The 17,152-nt window shown below is 50.8% G+C and carries 16 protein-coding genes; 9 read left to right on the forward strand and 7 right to left on the reverse strand.

All coding sequences use genetic code 11. The annotated features are described in order from the left end of the window. Positions 1-55: 55 nt before the first annotated feature. The 4 genes from BUF15_RS07440 to BUF15_RS07455 form a co-directional block, all read right to left on the reverse strand. Entirely contained in the window at positions 56-1,120 is a 1,065-nt protein-coding gene (locus BUF15_RS07440) for a glycosyltransferase (RefSeq protein ID WP_073612828.1), read from the reverse strand. Between the two features lie 259 nt (positions 1,121-1,379). Continuing rightward, entirely contained in the window at positions 1,380-2,516 is a 1,137-nt protein-coding gene (gene cydB, locus BUF15_RS07445; RefSeq protein WP_073612829.1) for a cytochrome d ubiquinol oxidase subunit II, read from the reverse strand. Between the two features lies 1 nt (position 2,517). Further along, positions 2,518-4,050, reverse strand: a complete 1,533-nt coding sequence (locus BUF15_RS07450) for a cytochrome ubiquinol oxidase subunit I (RefSeq protein ID WP_073612830.1) — start codon at positions 4,048-4,050, stop codon at positions 2,518-2,520. A 14-nt stretch (positions 4,051-4,064) separates the two neighbouring features. After that, positions 4,065-4,295 (reverse strand): DUF4492 domain-containing protein, encoded by a 231-nt coding sequence (locus BUF15_RS07455; protein ID WP_073612831.1) that lies wholly within the window; start codon positions 4,293-4,295, stop codon positions 4,065-4,067. Positions 4,296-4,569: 274 nt separating this feature from the next. Between BUF15_RS07455 and BUF15_RS07460 the strand changes: the two genes are divergently transcribed. Next, positions 4,570-5,685 (forward strand): LeuA family protein, encoded by a 1,116-nt coding sequence (locus BUF15_RS07460; protein ID WP_073612832.1) that lies wholly within the window; start codon positions 4,570-4,572, stop codon positions 5,683-5,685. 98 nt (positions 5,686-5,783) lie between these two features. On the opposite strand, the gene BUF15_RS07465 is transcribed toward BUF15_RS07460, so the two are convergent. The 3 genes from BUF15_RS07465 to nifA all read right to left on the reverse strand — a co-directional run bounded on the left by BUF15_RS07465 (position 5,784) and on the right by nifA (position 9,687). Next, entirely contained in the window at positions 5,784-6,122 is a 339-nt protein-coding gene (locus tag BUF15_RS07465) for a P-II family nitrogen regulator (RefSeq protein WP_073612833.1), read from the reverse strand. A gap of 128 nt (positions 6,123-6,250) precedes the next feature. Continuing rightward, complete coding sequence (locus tag BUF15_RS07470; protein ID WP_234981133.1) at positions 6,251-7,591, reverse strand: ammonium transporter; 1,341 nt, start codon at positions 7,589-7,591, stop codon at positions 6,251-6,253. A gap of 479 nt (positions 7,592-8,070) precedes the next feature. Continuing rightward, positions 8,071-9,687, reverse strand: a complete 1,617-nt coding sequence (nifA, locus tag BUF15_RS07475; RefSeq protein WP_084553682.1) for a nif-specific transcriptional activator NifA — start codon at positions 9,685-9,687, stop codon at positions 8,071-8,073. A 548-nt stretch (positions 9,688-10,235) separates the two neighbouring features. Between nifA and nifH the strand changes: the two genes are divergently transcribed. From nifH to BUF15_RS07515, 8 genes are all read left to right on the forward strand, one after another. Further along, positions 10,236-11,063: a nitrogenase iron protein gene (nifH, locus tag BUF15_RS07480; protein ID WP_073612834.1), complete on the forward strand. Its 828-nt coding sequence runs from the start codon at positions 10,236-10,238 to the stop codon at positions 11,061-11,063. Positions 11,064-11,098: 35 nt separating this feature from the next. Then, on the forward strand, positions 11,099-11,446 hold the full coding sequence (locus BUF15_RS07485) for a P-II family nitrogen regulator (protein WP_073612835.1): 348 nt from the start codon (positions 11,099-11,101) through the stop codon (positions 11,444-11,446). Next, a complete protein-coding gene (locus BUF15_RS07490; RefSeq protein WP_073612836.1) occupies positions 11,443-11,817 on the forward strand; it encodes a P-II family nitrogen regulator in 375 nt (124 codons plus the stop codon). Before BUF15_RS07485 ends, BUF15_RS07490 begins: the two co-directional genes overlap by 4 nt. A 90-nt stretch (positions 11,818-11,907) precedes the next feature. Then, positions 11,908-13,545: a nitrogenase molybdenum-iron protein alpha chain gene (gene nifD / locus BUF15_RS07495; protein WP_073612837.1), complete on the forward strand. Its 1,638-nt coding sequence runs from the start codon at positions 11,908-11,910 to the stop codon at positions 13,543-13,545. A 134-nt stretch (positions 13,546-13,679) separates the two neighbouring features. Continuing rightward, positions 13,680-15,053, forward strand: coding sequence for a nitrogenase molybdenum-iron protein subunit beta (gene nifK, locus BUF15_RS07500; protein ID WP_073612838.1), 1,374 nt, complete (start codon positions 13,680-13,682; stop codon positions 15,051-15,053). Positions 15,054-15,168: 115 nt separating this feature from the next. Then, entirely contained in the window at positions 15,169-16,326 is a 1,158-nt protein-coding gene (locus tag BUF15_RS07505) for a NifB/NifX family molybdenum-iron cluster-binding protein (protein ID WP_159441245.1), read from the forward strand. A gap of 14 nt (positions 16,327-16,340) precedes the next feature. Next, positions 16,341-16,646: a (2Fe-2S) ferredoxin domain-containing protein gene (locus BUF15_RS07510; RefSeq protein WP_073612839.1), complete on the forward strand. Its 306-nt coding sequence runs from the start codon at positions 16,341-16,343 to the stop codon at positions 16,644-16,646. 22 nt (positions 16,647-16,668) lie between these two features. Continuing rightward, positions 16,669-17,136 (forward strand): GNAT family N-acetyltransferase, encoded by a 468-nt coding sequence (locus BUF15_RS07515; RefSeq protein ID WP_073612840.1) that lies wholly within the window; start codon positions 16,669-16,671, stop codon positions 17,134-17,136. The last annotated feature ends 16 nt before the right edge of the window (positions 17,137-17,152 follow it).

Genomic DNA, 17,152 nt, shown 5'->3' on the forward strand with positions numbered 1-17,152 from the left:
ATAGCTGGCATCCCACTTTTTGTGCAGCCTAGGGCATTGACCTAACAGTTATAGTTCATAGATATTTCTGAAGACCATCCATAAGACTCTCACGAATCTTTTTCTCAGAAAACCAGGTCTCGTAACTGACTCGGGCCAGCTTACCCATATCTGGCAACATATCCTGCTGCATAATGAAATTTCGTACCTCGGCGGCCAGCACCTCGGGATCGCCTGCCGGAACAAACACAATTCCAGCGTCAGGACCGTTACAGAGATTTTCAGGATAAGCATCAGACTCACGAGTAATGAGCGGCCTCCCGCAGGCCAGTGCCTGATAAGCTTTGTTGGGAATTACCCTCCCGGCTTTGGCGGAATCCCCAAACACGCCGAGCAGCACATCGGCTTTACCAATGCGGGCAGCCAGCTGCTCATAAGGGCACCAGCCCTCAAAATTAATATGGCTATGACCGCTAGCCTTTTCTTCACAGACCTTTTTGAGAGGACCTTCCCCCAATAGAGTCCAACGCGCCTCAGGCACCAATTTTGCTGCTTCGACAATCACTTCCGGTCCCTGAAGGTGAATAAAACTGCCGTAAAAGAGAATCTCAGGTGCCCCGTCAGGCAACGTGTGCGGCTGTTCGGTGAAGAGCTGTTCTTCGGCTCCCACTGGTACCACTACGGTTTTATCAGGATCCGCCCCGAGCTCGTCGATAAAGAAACGGGCATGCAGTTCGGTATCGGCCAGGACAAGATCGGCGCGGGAAAACATCTGCTTTTCCCAGCGTTTTAGTCGTTTAGCCTTCCGACTATTTTTGGAAAATTTCTGACGTTCAAACACCTGCTTATCCCAGGCACTGATCAATGGGTCGAATATCAGTGGAATACCGCGACGGTCCGCAAATCTTCTGGCTGCATTAAAATCACTTTGCCGGAATGCTCCTACCCAAACCGCATCAGGCGAACCGAGATTGTGAAAGACAGCCTCTAGCGCCCCGAAGAACGAGGACCGGGGCCTAAAATCCGAGAGAGTGTATCCACCCTCAACCAAAAATCTCCGCAGAATGCGATTTCGGGAATAGTCAGGATCGAATCGCCCCCACCAGAGAATCGTTCGTTTTTTACCGGAACTCGTTGTCATCGGTTACTACGCCATCCTCAAATTTGGGGATTTGCATGTCTGTCATAGTTCAAAAAGCATAAAAAAAAGGTGCCCGGATCTTCATCCGGACACCTTTATCCTAATCACGCTGAAATTCAAGCAGTTTTAGAGTTCGTCAATCTTCTGCAGGGCAACAACTGCACCCTTGTAGGACCCGTAAATAACTGCTACCCAGCAGATCAATAATACAGCTTCCATATCCACTCCTTCGTTGCCATAAACAACGGTTGGTAAACGGCTAGTACGCCTTGTTATTGGTAATATCCGCCACGGACAACTGCCGGGCATTCATCTGCCACCAGACATAGACGATATACGCGAGAACAAAGGGAATGACCAATGCCACGTAGGTCATCGCCGTCAAGGTAAAATGGCTCGAAGACGCATTATAGATGGAAAGGCTCGACGATAAATCCGCCTTAGACGGATAGAACGGCGTATTATTGAAGCCCGCGGTGAAAAATACCGCCAACCCAACCAGCACAGTACCGAGTCCTCCAAACCAGATGCCGCTTCGCCCCTCGTCCTTGAATGCGGTGATTCCAACGCCGCCGACAACCAGCAGTAATCCCACCACAAGCAGAACAAGCACTATCGGCATTGCAAGCAGATTTCCGAGATATTTATATGGCACCATCTCCACCACACCGGTCTCATTAATACCGAAACCATCCATCAGCAGCAGGCCGCCCAGCACGTAGAGCAAAAATGGCAGGGCACAAATCAGGTTGGTGAAGCAGGCCTTACGGAGCCGCATCTCAAACTCAGGCAGCCCGGCGAAGTCAATATTGTTGATAAGGTACATGGTACCAAGTACCCGGGCATTAAAAACAAGAAACAGACCCATAGAGAGATTAAAGAGCGAGAATGCTGCTTCAAGTCCCCTAAACGGTGTGGTCCAGCTTACCCGATTGAAATCGTCAAGAACAAAGTTCGAACCGGTAAAGAAAGTACCGACCGCAGCACCGATCAGCAAAATACCTACTGAACCGTTGATGAAGAGGAATACCTCATAGGTTTTGGCACCAAGCACATTGTTCGGCTTTTTGCGGTATTCATAGCTTACCGCCTGAACAATGAAGGTGAAGAGGATGAGTACCCACACCCAGTAGGCACCACCGAAGCTGGTGGCATAGAATTTGGGAAATGCGGCAAACAGCGCCCCGCCAAAAAGTACCAGCGTCGTGAAGGTCAGTTCCCACTTGGTGCCCAGCGAGTTAATGACAAGTGATTTTTCCGTTTCATCCTTGGCCACCTGCCAGAGCAGTGTCTGACCGCCCTGGACAAATGTAAGGAAGAGAAAGAGTGAACCGACCACCGAGGCCAGGATCCACCAGATCTGCTGCAGCAATGCAGTATCAAGGCTACCAATCATGTTACATGTCCTCCGGTCCGATTGAAATCTGTTTCAGCATAATGCTCACCTCAGCCACCAGCAGCAGGGTAAAGATGATCAAAAACATGAAAAAGGTGGTTTGGACATTGCCAGCGGCAATATTGGTGGTCGCCACATTTACCGGCAACAGCCCCTCTATCGCCCAGGGCTGACGGCCCAGTTCAGCGACAACCCAGCCGGCCTGTGAGGCAATGAGTCCCAGAAAGAACATCGGCAGCCCGAGCAGTTGCAACCAGGTAGTCTGTGCCAGGGTACCTTTCAGAGAATACCGAAGGTTCAGGATAAAGATAAGACCAAAAAGAACTCCGAGGAACACCATGATGTGGAAGGCGTAGAAAGTCATAGCAACCGGAGGCACCGTGTCTTCGGGCTTCTCCAGATAGCCGTAGCCAAGATAGTCCTGATTCACTTTGAATTTCTCCAAAGCCGCAGCGGCCGCAACGTCATCCATCTTCTTTTTTGCCTGCTTGTAGGCAGTAAGATCAGCAATCGCTTCTTTGCCTTTGACCATTTTATCAGCAACGCTCATGATACCGTGCTCCTGGTTACCATAAACTAGATCATTGATACCGGGCACAAAAGAGCCGAACTCTCGGTTGGCCAAAAGCCCAAGAAGACCTGGAATCGTGACCTCTGTGGTAAATGGTTCGAGTTTGTCGCCCGGCTTTTTGTCCGGATTAAGGATACCGAAAGCGACAATGGCGGCGTTCTCCTCGCCATCCCAGAGGCCTTCATAAGCCGCAAGCTTCATTGGCTGGGTCGAGGCGTTGGTGTATGCAGACTCATCACCGTTAAACGCAACATAAACGGTGGAAATGAGGCCAAACACAGAGGCAACGAGAATGGACTTACGCGCCAGATCGACATGACGTTTTCTGAGAAGATACCAGGAAGAGATAGTGATCACAAAGAGTGCGGAGACCATGAAACTCGAGCTGGTCGCATGAGTAAATTTCGAGATGGCCACTGGAGAGAACAACACTTCCCAGAAATTCTGCATCTCAAAACGAGCGTTATCCGGGTTAAAGGCCATGCCAACTGGATATTGCATCCAGCCGTTGGCAACAAGGATCCACAGTGCCGAGAGGTTGGAACCAACGGCAACCATCCAGGTTGAAAAGAGATGGAATCTTTTTGAAACCCGATCCCAGCCAAAAAACATCACGGCAAAAAAAGTGGCCTCAAGGAAGAAAGCAACGATACCCTCAATCGCCAATGGCGCCCCAAAGATATCGCCCACCATCCAGGAATAGTTGGACCAGTTGGTGCCGAATTCGAATTCCAGAATAATGCCAGTGGCAACGCCGATCGCGAAGTTAATACCAAAGAGCGTCATCCAGAATTTGGTGATGCTTTTCCACTCGTCCTTACCAGTCCGTACATAGAGTGTTTCAAAAAATGCACATAGAAATGACAGCCCCAGCGTCAGGGGTACGAAAATCCAGTGATACATTGCGGTCAGCGCAAACTGTGCTCGCGCCCAGTTCACCATAACCAGATCAATCTCACCCATAAAACTACCCTCCCTTAATGTTGAACTTTTACCGGACTGGTGATTCTTTCGATCACATGTTCCGCCCGCTGCTCGTCTGTCTCGAAATTGGTATTGAGGTAATTTGGGAAAAAGAACAGCTTGAGTACGGCAAACATCACCACTAGCTTAATCAGGATGATTTTCCACAAGGTTTTGCCAAGGGTCATACGTTGGAAACCCTCTTTATAAAACCTATAAACCCGTGCCGGATACTCCCAGACCATCTTTGACTCCCTACGTTGATAAAACCACTCACTTCCGCGAAAATCCGATTTTATGGATTCATGAAAGTTTCAGCAGTTTAACCTCCCAGTTCCTAACAAATCAAGCAATACTCCAAACAATCCACAATGGGCACACTATAGTCCAAACAAATTCAACATGTCAATAATAATTATCATTTGCGAAGATTCTTCATTATTAGCCTCCGAATTTCATTTTTCCTTTTCAGGCACTAGATTTGCGTAACCAAAGATATAACTCTTTGGAGGGTCACAAATGCTACATAATTGTAAAATTATCGACACAACCTTACGAGAAGGTGAGCAGACACCGGGCGTACTGTTTTCACTTGAGGAGAAATGTCGAATTGTGGACGGATTGGCGGCAACGGGAGTGCAGGAAATTGAAGTGGGTATCGGCTCTCCCCTGGCTTCCTGCCAACCAGAACTCATGCGATATTGCCGAAATCACCATCCTGGTCTGCAGACCTCAGTCTGGTGTCGTTGCCGGGATGAAGATATTCGATTCACAGCCACACTTCAGCCCGATGTCATATCACTTTCGATCCCCGCATCTGATCTGCATCTCGTAGATAAACTCGGCAAAGACAGAAACTGGGCAAGCAAAACACTGACCGAGAGTATCACCCTGGCGATCGCTCTCGGCCTGCAGGTCTCCGTAGGTTTTGAAGACGGCACCCGGGCCGATCCAGAGTTTTTAGTGCATCTGGCCATTCTCGCCAAACGCTCTGGCGCCTTCCGCCTGCGGATTGCCGACACCGTGGGAATCGCCTCCCCCTGCTCAATACAGGCGTTGATCACCATGCTTGCGAGAGAGGTTCCGGAAATAGAGCTGGGGGTACACACCCATAACGATTTCGGCATGGCCACCGCCAACGCTATTGCCGCCCTTGAAAGCGGCGCTGCTTGGGTTGACACTACCGTTCTCGGACTTGGCGAACGTTGTGGCTGCGCAAGACTGGAAGAAATAGCGGCCTATGCTCATCTTATTGCTGGCCATCCAAGTTATCACGTTGCGCAGTTACGGCCTCTCGCCGAGCAGGTTGCCACGTTGGCAAATATCGAAATTCCGGGAAATCTGCCGATTCTCGGCAAGAAAATCTTCACCTGCGAAACCGGCCTGCACCTCCAAGGATTGCAGAATAACCCTTCAACCTACGAGCCCTACGCTCCTGAACGGGTCGGCAGCTCACGAGAACTCCTCTATGGTGCAAAAACCGGGAAAAACGCCCTCGCCCATCAGGCGGCAGCCCTGGGGTTCGACCTCTCCGATACACGACTTACCGCCAAACTGCATAACATCCGCCATAAGGCGACGCAGAGCGGGCGTCCGCTCAACGACTCCGAACTTCGCGAATTCCTACTCAAATAGAAAAAAGCATATCCAATTACCCACCCTGTGTAATCCAAAAAAAAGCCCCCGTCCTAGGACGGGGGCCAACAGCAAACAGGTCTGGAGGTTGTACTGATTTAGATTGCTTCCTTGCCACGCTCGCCGGTACGTATCCTCATAACATCTTCCACGGGGATAACGAAAATCTTACCATCGCCTATTTTGCCGGAATTGGCAGCACCGCGGATAGCCTCGACAATTTTTTCAACCAGCTCACCGGCCACAACCAGCTCAATTTTGATTTTGGGGTTGAATTCAACATTGTATTCAGCCCCGCGGTACACTTCCTTATGTCCTTTCTGACGACCATATCCTTTAATCTCAGAAACAGTCATGCCGGTTATACCTATATCAGTGAGCGCCTCTTTCACGCTCTCAAGCTTGAATGGCTTGATAATCGCCTCAATTTTTTTCATGGGTTACTTCTCCTCATGTCACTTCTTTGTTATCTGGTGGTGCGGTCGGGATTCGGTTATACCGATCATCCCAACCGCGGGCCACCAATTTCTATCGAAAGGTTATTGCCAGCTTGATGCACCTGCTATCAATCCTTGGTGAATTCAGGATATGCTGCCAGCCCGCAATCGGCGACATCACAACCCTCAAGCTCTTCCTCTTCACTGACACGGATACCCATGGTTGCTTTCAAGATCATCCAAACCACGAAACTGGTACCAAATACCCAGGCGAAAATCACGCCAATACCGATCAACTGAGCCATGAGCGATCCTTCTGGGTTTGTGAAGGCTACGGCTATGAGACCCCACATACCAACCACACCGTGCACCGAGAGAGCACCGACCGGATCATCGATTTTAGCCTTGTCGATGAAGATAATAGCGGCAACAACGATCAGACCACCCACAACGCCTACCATAGTTGCAACAAGCGGGCTTGGGGTAAGAGGCTCAGCAGTAATGGCAACCAGACCAGCGAGGGCACCGTTCAGAGCCATGGTGAGATCAGCCTTGCCGAACCAGGCACGGGCAAGAGCGAGAGCTGCAACAAGACCGCCAGCAGCAGCGGCGTTAGTATTAACAAAGACCATTGAAACTGCGTTTGCTTCTTCTATATTGCTGATTTTTAGCTCAGAGCCGCCGTTGAAACCGAACCAACCGAGCCAGAGAATGAAGGTACCAAGAGTTGCCAGCGGCAAGTTTGCACCAGGAATTGCGAAGATTTTGCCATTAACATATTTTCCTTTACGGGGACCAAGCAACAGCACACCAGCAAGAGCCGCAGAAGCACCACAAAGATGAACAACACCAGAACCGGCAAAGTCAAGGAATCCAAGACCGTCAAGAAAACCACCGCCCCATTTCCAATATCCCTGTACCGGGTAGATAAAACCGGTCATGACGATGGCAAAGGCAAGAAATGCCCAAAGTTTCATCCGCTCGGCAACCGCACCTGAGACAATCGACATAGCTGTTGCAACAAACACAACCTGGAAGAAAAAGTCCGCCATTGAAGAGTAGTAGGTTTCACCACCGCTTTTCAAGACATCGGCGGCTGTGTTATCAGCTCCGAGCAAGAAACTCAGTGCCGGGATGACGCCGTTGCCGTCGCCATACATAATGTTGTAGCCAACCAGCATATACATGATACAGGCCACTGAATAGAGTGCGATGTTCTTCAACAGGATCTCAACAGTGTTCTTACTACGGACCAAGCCGGCCTCGAGCATGGCAAAACCTGCAGCCATCCACATGACCAGTGCACCCGACATCAGGAAGTAAAAGGTGTCCAGAGCATATGCCAGGTTGATCAAGGTATCCCCGACGCTTACCTCTTCAGCACATGCGGGTCCCGCAATAGCGAGGGAAGCCAGGAGAGCTGCCCCGCCCCAATAGGTTCTGTTCTTCATTTTCATCTTCAATTTCACGACAATCCTCCTTGTGGTTTAGGCCTGCTCTTTCCCCTCATGTGAAACAGCAGTAGTGATAGCAACAAATTTGTCTTTACTATTACAAGAGGCGTGCCATACTGGTTTCGTTTTTTTATACTCCGTATATTCAGATACATATATTGAAAAGATCGCTATTTTATGGCAAACGGCCCTCTTCATTTTTGTTACTTTTATGTGTTTTTTGCCATATTGATTTTACATTTATGTAATCTTTATTCATTGTTCATTGCCCCTAGCTACACAACAGGTCCAGCTATCACACCGATCCATTTCTTTGAATTTCCGTTTTTTCACAACACACATTTCAAAGATTGACCCGAAGCCTGCACTCAGCACGATGCCAGCCAAAGAAAACGGACCGACTCCCACCCAAGGGAACCGGCCCGTCATCATGAAACAATTCACAATCTCACAAATACGTTAGATTTTCTAATATCTCCAGCCCATCAGCTGACTCATCTATATGAATCCAGACGCGACAGCCCGTACTTTTTGATACGGTAGCCGATCTGACGCTGGGTCAAGCCCAATTCTTTTGCGGCCCTCACCTGGACCCATCCATGCCGCCTAAGAGCCGCCTCAACCTCATCTCGCTCCAGATCCTGCAATGATTTTCGTGGCTCCCCAGCCCAAGGGTGCGCAGCACGGACTGGCAATGGCTCAGGCTGAGTGTTCTCAACCGGCGCGACATAAGGCTTCGACCGCCAACCACGCACCCCGGGAGTCAAATCGGCCAAGGTCAACCGGTCACCTTCAGCCAGGATCACCATGCGTTCGACCATATTCTGCATCTCCCGGACATTGCCGGGCCACGGATAATCCAACAGGAAGTCGAGCACCTCCGCAGTAAGCATCAGGTTCTTTCCGTTACGCTGATTACTCATACTGAGAAAATGATTGAGGAGCAGTGGGATATCCTCCATCCGTTCCCTCAGTGGTGGCAGCACAATAGGCACGACATTCAGACGATAATATAAATCCGCCCTGAAGTTCCCCTCTTCAACCGCCTCCTCCAACCCAACATTGGTGGCCGCTACGATCCTCACATCCGCCTCGAAGGTCTTACTGCCGCCGATCCGTTCGAACTGTTTTTCCTGTAAAACCCGGAGCATCTTAGCCTGCAGAGCCAACGGCATTTCACCAATTTCGTCAAGAAAGATAGTACCGTGGTTTGCCAGCTCAAAGCGCCCGGGACGCGAAGCATGGGCACCGGTAAAAGCTCCCCGCTCATGACCAAAAAGCTCGCTTTCCAGTAGCGTCTCCGGTAAAGCCGCACAGTTGACCTTGATAAACGGTTTATCGCGACGACTACCCGATTCGTGTACCGCCCGAGCCACCAGCTCTTTACCGGTTCCCGATTCACCGAGCAACAGCACTGTCACCGAACTGGGCGCAATCTTTTCAATGATTGAATATACTTCCCGCATCGGCTTTGAGTGACCAATAATGTAATGACCGTCATGGAGGTTATGCAGTTTTGCTTTTAGCGATCGATTTTCCTCCTGCAGCTTTGCCTCCTTTCTCTCTATCTCTTCGTTCAAAGAAATAAACTGGGCGATAAGTGTCGCAAGAACCGTTAAAAATCGAACATCCTCCTCAAAGGAAACATCCGAGCCAAACAGCCGGTCAACACTTAACACTCCCACCGGCTTGTCATGCACCAACACTGGAACTCCAAGAAAGGCCAGCCGCTCTTTGCCGATACCTGGTCGTGCTCCAGTTCGATTAAGAAAGAGCGGTTCACTATGTATATCGGGCACCACAAAGGGTGATCGGGTCCGGAAAATCTTGCCACACACCCCCTCGTCCGGATTGTAAACACCGCGAAGCTCCTCTTCTGCTGTCAGGCCGCAACTCGCTTTTATCACCAATCGCTGGGTCAACTTGTCCTGCAGCAGGAGCGTGGCCCTCTGCATCCGCATGGTGTCATGCAATACCTTTAATATAGAGGACAAGGTTGTCTCCAGATCCGCAGCATGCCCGATAAGCTCTGTAATTCGGTGCAGCGCCATTAGCTCCAATCCCTGCGTTGAAGCTATGCTTCGTGATAGGCCGGGTGTTGTCATATTCATTGTTTTCTCCATATTACCGTTCTCAATATTCTTTTAGCAGCAACTGCATCCCTGCCTGAAAATAACTATTTATTCTACCTTCATTAGCAATTTTCGATCCAACCAAACACTTCACGAGGAGCATGGCAGTTTTTCCCATGTTTTATCAGTAGGATAAACGTCCAAAAACAAACATCCAGCTCATCACGGCTACCCGACCCTCCTTTGCGCTTCGCAGCTTTATAACATTTTTGTTATATTTTTTATTTTGGCCATGAGGGCCATTTTTGCCCCGTTCACCACTAGCTCCGGCTTTGTGATTTCGTGACATAAATGTCACATGCTAACAAAACAGAACTTTTGCGCCAGAACAGGCACCTAGGCCTGAAAACGGCGAACACAGCACATATGTGTCTATTTATATTGAATATTAATAATTCAGAAAGAAGTGGCACACCCATTGCGATAGTGTCGGCAAAGGATCGCAACGCAACAAGCTGTCACCACGGACTTCCCGATGAACGACGCTGTTGACATGAAGAACTACTCATCTGCAAAAGGAGATCACAATGCGCAAGGTGGCTATTTACGGAAAAGGCGGTATTGGCAAATCCACAACAACCCAGAACACCGTGGCCGGTTTGGCAGAAATGGGCCGGAAGGTCATGGTCGTCGGCTGCGACCCGAAGGCTGACTCCACCCGACTGCTGCTCGGTGGCCTGGCCCAGAAATCGGTCCTCGACACCCTTCGCGAGGAAGGCGAAGACGTGGAACTCGATGATATCAGAAAAGCTGCATACGGCGGAACCTGGGCTGTCGAGTCAGGCGGTCCGGAACCGGGTGTCGGCTGTGCCGGCAGGGGTATCATCACCTCGATCAATATGCTCGAATCTCTTGGTGCCTACGAAGAAAGCGAAGGTCTGGATTATGCCTTCTACGATGTACTTGGTGACGTTGTCTGTGGTGGATTTGCAATGCCTATTCGTGACGGCAAAGCTGAAGAAATCTACATCGTTTGCTCTGGCGAGATGATGGCCATGTATGCGGCAAACAATATTTGTAAGGGCATCATGAAGTTTGCCCAGTCTGGAAGCGTTCGCCTTGGTGGACTGATCTGCAACTCTCGAAATGTAGATAACGAAAAAGAGATGATTGAGGAACTGGCGAAAAAATTGGGAACCCAGATGATCTACTTCGTGCCACGCGATAACGATGTCCAGAGGGCTGAGATTAACAGAAAAACAGTTATTGAATGGAATCCGGAAGTTCCACAGGCAGACGAGTACCGTGGTCTCGCCAAAGCGATTGATGAAAACAAGATGTTTGTTGTCCCCACCCCGCTGGAGATTGAGGAACTTGAACAGCTCCTTCTCGATTACGGTCTGATGGAAGCATAACAACCACCCTGAACACACTATAGGAGAACACTAGAATGATGATCATGATTCGAGCCATTGTCAGACCTGAGAAAGCAGACGACGTACTTGCCGCACTTATGGATGCAGGCTTCCCAGCTGTAACGAAATACTCAGTCGCCGGCCGAGGCAAACAACGCGGCATCAAGATTGGCGAAGTCACTTACGACGAGATTCCCAAGACCATGCTGATGAGCGTCGTGAAAGAGCAGGACAAGGACTTTGTCATCAACACCATCATGAGCGCTGCCCGTTCAGGAACCAAAGGCGCATTTGGTGACGGCAAGATTTTCGTAACTGAGGTTGAAGACGTCTACACCATCAGCTCCGGAGTCAAGGAGCCAGCCGAGGAGGTAGCGGCATGAAAGAGGTAATCGCGGTTGTTCGCATGAATATGATGAACCGCACCAAAAAGGCTCTTTCTGATGCGGGAATCGCAGCCTACTTTGCGCACGAAGCGCAGGGACGCGGAATCGGTTTTGTCAACCCCAAGTTACTGGAAGGCGTTAAAAAAGGCTATGAAGAAGCGGCCGAGCTGCTTGGCGAAAAAGGCAAACTCTATCCCAAACGAATGGTCACCGCCGTCGTAGAGGACGACCAGGTCGATGATGTCGTGGAGGCAATCATTCAGATCAACCAGACTGGCAAACCGGGTGACGGTAAAATCTTTGTTCTGCCCATAAAAGATGCGGTACGCGTTCGTACCGGCGAGACCGGCATCAAGTCAATTTCCTGATCCCGGCAGACGACACACACTTCAAAGACCATCAACATGAATGGAACAGGTCCTGTCAATGACCGCATCTGTTCTTTTGAGGAGATAGACATGGGAAAAGCACAGAAACTTGTGCAGTGGAGTCCCACTGACATTAAAGCGAAGATGCTTGAAAAGTATCCGCCTAAGGTCGCACGCAAGAGATCCAAGCAGATACTCATTAACGAAGCAATGGAAAACACCACCCCGGAAATCACAGCCAACGTCCGGACCATTCCAGGTATCATCACCATGCGCGGTTGTACCTACGCCGGTTGCAAGGGTGTTATCATGGGTCCGACCAGTGATATCGTCAACCTGGTCCATGGCCCCATTGGCTGCAGCTTTTACGCCTGGTTGACCCGACGTAACCAGTCGAGCTACACCGGTGAGAATAACGAAAATTTCATCACCTACTGCATGTCAACCGATATGCAGGATTCAGATATCATCTTCGGCGGCGAGAAGAAACTGGCAGCAGCCATTCAGGAAGCGTACGACCTGTTCCACCCGAAAGGTATCGCAGTATTTGCCACCTGTCCGGTCGGCCTGATCGGTGACGACATCCATGCCGTGGCCAAGAAAATGAAAGAGAAGTTCGGTGACTGTAACGTTTTTGCCTTCAGTTGCGAGGGCTACAAAGGTGTCTCCCAGTCCGCCGGTCACCATATTGCCAACAACCAGGTATTCACCCATCTGGTCGGCAAAAGCACGACAGAAAAAACCGACAAGTACAAGATCAACCTGCTGGGTGAGTACAACATTGGCGGCGACGGGTTTGAGATCGACCGTATTTTAAAGAAGTGCGGCATTACCAATATCGCCACATTCTCGGGCAACTCCACCTATGACCAGTTTGCCTCCGCCAATCAGGCTGACCTGAGCTGTGTCATGTGTCACCGCTCCATCAACTATGTGGCGGACATGCTGGAGACCAAATATGGCATTCCCTGGATCAAGGTGAACTTTATCGGCGCCGAGGCCACTGCCAAATCTCTACGCAAGATAGCTACCTACTTTGGCGACCAGGACCTTATCGACAAAGTTGAGGCCGTCATAGCAGAAGAAATGCCGGCAGTTGACGCAGCTGTCAAGGACGTCCTGCCGCGCACAACAGGCAAGACCGCAATGATCTTTGTCGGTGGTTCCCGTGCACACCATTACCAGGAGCTGTTCAAAGAGATGGGCATGAAAACCATCTCTGCAGGATACGAATTCGCCCATCGTGACGACTACGAAGGCCGCCAGATCATCCCTGACCTCAAAGTCGATGCAGATAGCAGAAACATTGAAGAAATTGAGGTAGAGCCTGATCCGGTGCTGTTCAAACCGCGTAAAACTGAAGCGGAAATAGAGGCCCTCGAAAAGGCAGGATTTGCCTTCAAGGATTACGAGGGAATTATCCCGGATATGGAAAAAGATACACTCATCGTTGATGACCTGAATCAGTACGAGGCTGAAAAGCTGGTGGAACTGATGAAACCGGATCTGTTCTGTGCCGGCATCAAAGAGAAATTCTCCATCCAGAAGCTGGGCATACCGATGAAACAGCTGCATAGCTACGATTCAGGTGGTCCCTATGCCGGGTTTGTTGGAGCAATCAACTTCTACAACGAAATCGACAGACTGGTAAACAGCAGGGTGTGGAGCTACATGAAAGCACCATGGCAGGAGAATCCCGAACTGTCCGCCACCTACGTTTGGGAGTAGCGGGTAATCTCGTAAGTAGTCCGCAAAACCAAATGACGTACACGACAATTTAAAGAGCTGCCAAACCGAACCGTCGGCTCTCGCAGCTTTTGGCGAAGCCGACAATAGTTCAATTGGTTCAAGAGGGTATCGACATGTTACTGAAACACACACCAAAAGAGATAACAGAGCGAAAGGCTCTGATGATCAATCCGGCGAAGACCTGCCAGCCGATCGGGGCCATGTACGCAGCCCTCGGCATAAAAGGATGTCTGCCGCATAGCCACGGTTCCCAGGGTTGCTGTGCCTACCATAGATCGACGCTTACCAGACACTATAAGGAGCCGATCTCAGCAGCAACCAGTTCCTTTACCGAAGGCGCCTCAGTTTTCGGCGGGCAGGCCAACCTGCTGCAGGCCATCAACAATATATTTACCGTGTACGCACCGGAAGTGATTGCCGTACACACTACCTGCCTTTCCGAAACAATCGGTGACGATCTGCCGCAGATTTTCGACAAGGCGATCAAAGAACAGAAAGTCCCCGAAGGAAAGACCGTTCTGGGCGCCAACACTCCAAGTTATGTGGGGTCACATGTCACTGGCTTTTCCAACATGGTCAAGTCTATGGCAAACCTTGCGGAGAAAAGTGGCAAGAAAAACGGCAAGGTCAATATCATTCCCGGCTGGGTCGAACCTTGCGACATGGAGGAGATCAAGCGCTTAGCCGCCATGGTTGGCGTCAAAATCACCATGTTTCCTGACACATCAGGCGTTTTGAACGGCCCGCTTACCGGCGAATACAAGATGTTTCCGGATGCAGGAACATCGATCAAAGACATCAAAGCCAGTGGCGACGCTATCGGTACCCTGGCCCTCGGCGAGTGGTGTTCAGCCGACGCAGCCCGCTTGCTGGATACCAAATGCAAGGTACCATGCTCAGTGCTGGATATGCCTTTCGGTCTCCAGGCCACAGACCGGTTTGTCGACGCGCTTCGAAAAGTTTCCGGAACGACAGTTCCCGACGAGGTCGCTGCCGAACGCGGACAGCTGGTGGATCTGATTTCTGACATGCACCAGTATTTCTATCACAAAAAAGTGGCTATCTTCGGCGACCCTGACCAGCTGATTGCGTTGACCGAGTTCCTGGTTTCCATTGATATGTGCCCTATCCATATTGTTACCGGCACACCAGGCAAGAAGTTTGAACGGCGCATCAAGGAAATTACCAAAGATATGCCATACAAGGTCAACGTCAAAGCTGCCGGCGACATGTTCCTGCTCCATCAGTGGATCAAAAATGAGCCGGTGGACGTGCTCATTGGCAACACCTACGGCAAGTATATCGCCCGTGACGAGGATATTCCGCTGGTCCGCTGGGGATTCCCTATCCTGGATCGCCAGGGACATCAGTACTTCCCGACTGTCGGCTACAAAGGCGGCATAAGATTGCTGGAAAAAATTCTGGGCGTACTGCTCGATCGACTTGATCGAGACAACACAGAAGAGAAGTTTGAGTTGGTCTATTAACACTCCCCGGGGGCGTACCGTGACAGCTACTTCACTGCTGTTGCCGGCTGCTCCGGTACGCCACCGGTTTTCCAGTAGTGCAGTCATGACCTGTTCAACCAAAGGAGAGGTTACCATGTCTCATACACACACAGAGCCAACAGCGTCAGTCTGCAAAAGCCCTGATCCGCATCCGGGTATAACCCGGCTGCCGGTCGCTCCACGCGTCAATCACCGGATACGGTTTGCTCCGCTTCAGGCCAAGCACCCGACACCTGTTTTGCCGCAGGAGGCGATCAGGATGGTGGAAGGACTGCGTGCTGCCGGGTCCAAGGTTGACAGTGTACTCATTTCCGGGCCAGGCGATCCTCTCGCGGAAGTCGAGCTGCCACTGGCGACCATCGGGCAATTGCGGGAAACGTTTCCCGATCTGCAGATCGTTCTCCGCGCCTTGGGAATAGGCGGCCTTCAGCATGCAGACAAGTTTCAGCAGGCGGGCATCTCAGAAGTAGAGCTTTTGATCGACGGGGTTCTGCCCCAGGTTCTTGAGCTGATCTATGCCTGGATCAGACCCGGTTTTAAAACCCTGAAACTCTCGGAAGCCGTACACATACTGATCGATGAGCAGGCAAAATCCATTCAAGCATTTAAGGATGCTGGGGTGAAGGTACGTGTCATCACCACCTTTTACCCAACCGTCAACGACGATCACCTTTTGGTGCTGGCCAGACAGGTGGCCGATTTGGGGGCAGATGAAATGATATTGACCCCTTACACACCACCACCCGAAGCGGACATATTCCTTCCCACACCGGAACCAGGAGCAATTCAGGCACTTATCGAAGCACTTTCAGCCTATCTGCCGGTACGAGAAGGTCGCGCCGAAGCACATCCTACAGCAGGATCTGACCAGACGCCAAGTCTCTTACCGCACCCCCGGAAAGACCGGCCCAATGTTGCGGTGGTCAGCTCCAACGGTATGGATATCGATCTTCATCTGGGCCAGGCTCCGCAACTGCTCGTCTATGGCCCGAGAGCAGACGGGCTCAACTGCCTGCTGGAATGCCGGCCGGTACCTGAAGCTGGCGCCGGGACTGATCGCTGGGATATTCTTGCCAGCTCCATCCCCGATTGCTTTGCCCTGCTGACAGCCAACGCCGGAGAAAGACCACGCAGGATTCTTGACGGTCACGGCATCCAGGTCATCATCACCCAAAATGAAATAGAAGGCACCGTGGATACCCTCTACGGTGGAGGAAAAAAAGGCCGCGGCAAGCGACCTGCTACCACATAAAAGGAACAACAAGCATGGCTACCCCGGAAAAACAGATTTTAGTGTGCCAGAGTTTCAGGACCAAAGGCGACCCAAAAGGTATCTGCCACAAACAGACCGATGGTTTTCTCCAGTATATCGAAGAAGAGATCCTCGATCGTGGCCTCGACATGCAGGTGGTGGCCACCGGCTGCCTCAAGCAGTGTGAGTCGGGCCCGATCATGGTGGTTCAACCTGAAAACTGGTGGTTCAAGAGTGTTGACAGCGAAGAAGCAATCGACACCATTCTTGATGGTATCGAAGAGGGCGAACCCGCCCAGGAGTATCTTATCAACTCGTAAATAACAGACCCATAAGGCTGACATGACATTCGAATCGGTTCATATTCGCCCAGCCCGACAGCAGGACATCGATGAGATGATCCTGCTGTTGAAAAGCCTCTTTACTATTGAGGCGGATTTTGCTTTTGATCCCGGCCGCCACGCCGCTGCGCTCCTGCTTCTCCTTGCCAGCGACAGTGCCATTGTATTGGTGGCCGAGGTTGACAACCGTGTTGTCGGCATGTGCAGCGGCCAGACAGTTATTTCTACCGCCGAAGGCGGCCCTGCCCTGCTGGTGGAGGATGTGGTTGTCTCAGAGCAGCTGCGGGGAAAAGGTATCGGCAGACGGTTGCTGCAAACCCTGACGGAATGGGCAAAAAGTCGCAGAATGTCCCGGATGCAACTCCTGGCCGATCGCAACAACAGCAATGCTCTAAAATTTTATCACAAACGAGACTGGCAGAGTACCGAACTGATCTGCCTTCGTACCTACACCGGTAACAATCAGTAGCAACAGAAAGCGGAGG

Origin of the sequence: Desulfopila aestuarii DSM 18488 (assembly GCF_900143695.1) — a bacterium.
GTDB lineage: Bacteria > Desulfobacterota > Desulfobulbia > Desulfobulbales > Desulfocapsaceae > Desulfopila > Desulfopila aestuarii.

What these genes read in the sequence shown, in the direction of transcription:
- BUF15_RS07440 (WP_073612828.1), bottom strand. Translation starts at nt 1,120, where the DNA reads ATGACAACGAGTTCCGGTAAAAAACGAACGATTCTCTGGTGGGGGCGA.
- cydB (WP_073612829.1), bottom strand. Translation starts at nt 2,516, where the DNA reads ATGATTGGTAGCCTTGATACTGCATTGCTGCAGCAGATCTGGTGGATC.
- BUF15_RS07450 (WP_073612830.1), bottom strand. Translation starts at nt 4,050, where the DNA reads ATGGGTGAGATTGATCTGGTTATGGTGAACTGGGCGCGAGCACAGTTT.
- BUF15_RS07455 (WP_073612831.1), bottom strand. Translation starts at nt 4,295, where the DNA reads ATGGTCTGGGAGTATCCGGCACGGGTTTATAGGTTTTATAAAGAGGGT.
- BUF15_RS07460 (WP_073612832.1), top strand. Translation starts at nt 4,570, where the DNA reads ATGCTACATAATTGTAAAATTATCGACACAACCTTACGAGAAGGTGAG.
- BUF15_RS07465 (WP_073612833.1), bottom strand. Translation starts at nt 6,122, where the DNA reads ATGAAAAAAATTGAGGCGATTATCAAGCCATTCAAGCTTGAGAGCGTG.
- nifA (WP_084553682.1), bottom strand. Translation starts at nt 9,687, where the DNA reads ATGAATATGACAACACCCGGCCTATCACGAAGCATAGCTTCAACGCAG.
- nifH (WP_073612834.1), top strand. Translation starts at nt 10,236, where the DNA reads ATGCGCAAGGTGGCTATTTACGGAAAAGGCGGTATTGGCAAATCCACA.
- BUF15_RS07485 (WP_073612835.1), top strand. Translation starts at nt 11,099, where the DNA reads ATGATGATCATGATTCGAGCCATTGTCAGACCTGAGAAAGCAGACGAC.
- BUF15_RS07490 (WP_073612836.1), top strand. Translation starts at nt 11,443, where the DNA reads ATGAAAGAGGTAATCGCGGTTGTTCGCATGAATATGATGAACCGCACC.
- nifD (WP_073612837.1), top strand. Translation starts at nt 11,908, where the DNA reads ATGGGAAAAGCACAGAAACTTGTGCAGTGGAGTCCCACTGACATTAAA.
- nifK (WP_073612838.1), top strand. Translation starts at nt 13,680, where the DNA reads ATGTTACTGAAACACACACCAAAAGAGATAACAGAGCGAAAGGCTCTG.
- BUF15_RS07505 (WP_159441245.1), top strand. Translation starts at nt 15,169, where the DNA reads ATGTCTCATACACACACAGAGCCAACAGCGTCAGTCTGCAAAAGCCCT.
- BUF15_RS07510 (WP_073612839.1), top strand. Translation starts at nt 16,341, where the DNA reads ATGGCTACCCCGGAAAAACAGATTTTAGTGTGCCAGAGTTTCAGGACC.
- BUF15_RS07515 (WP_073612840.1), top strand. Translation starts at nt 16,669, where the DNA reads ATGACATTCGAATCGGTTCATATTCGCCCAGCCCGACAGCAGGACATC.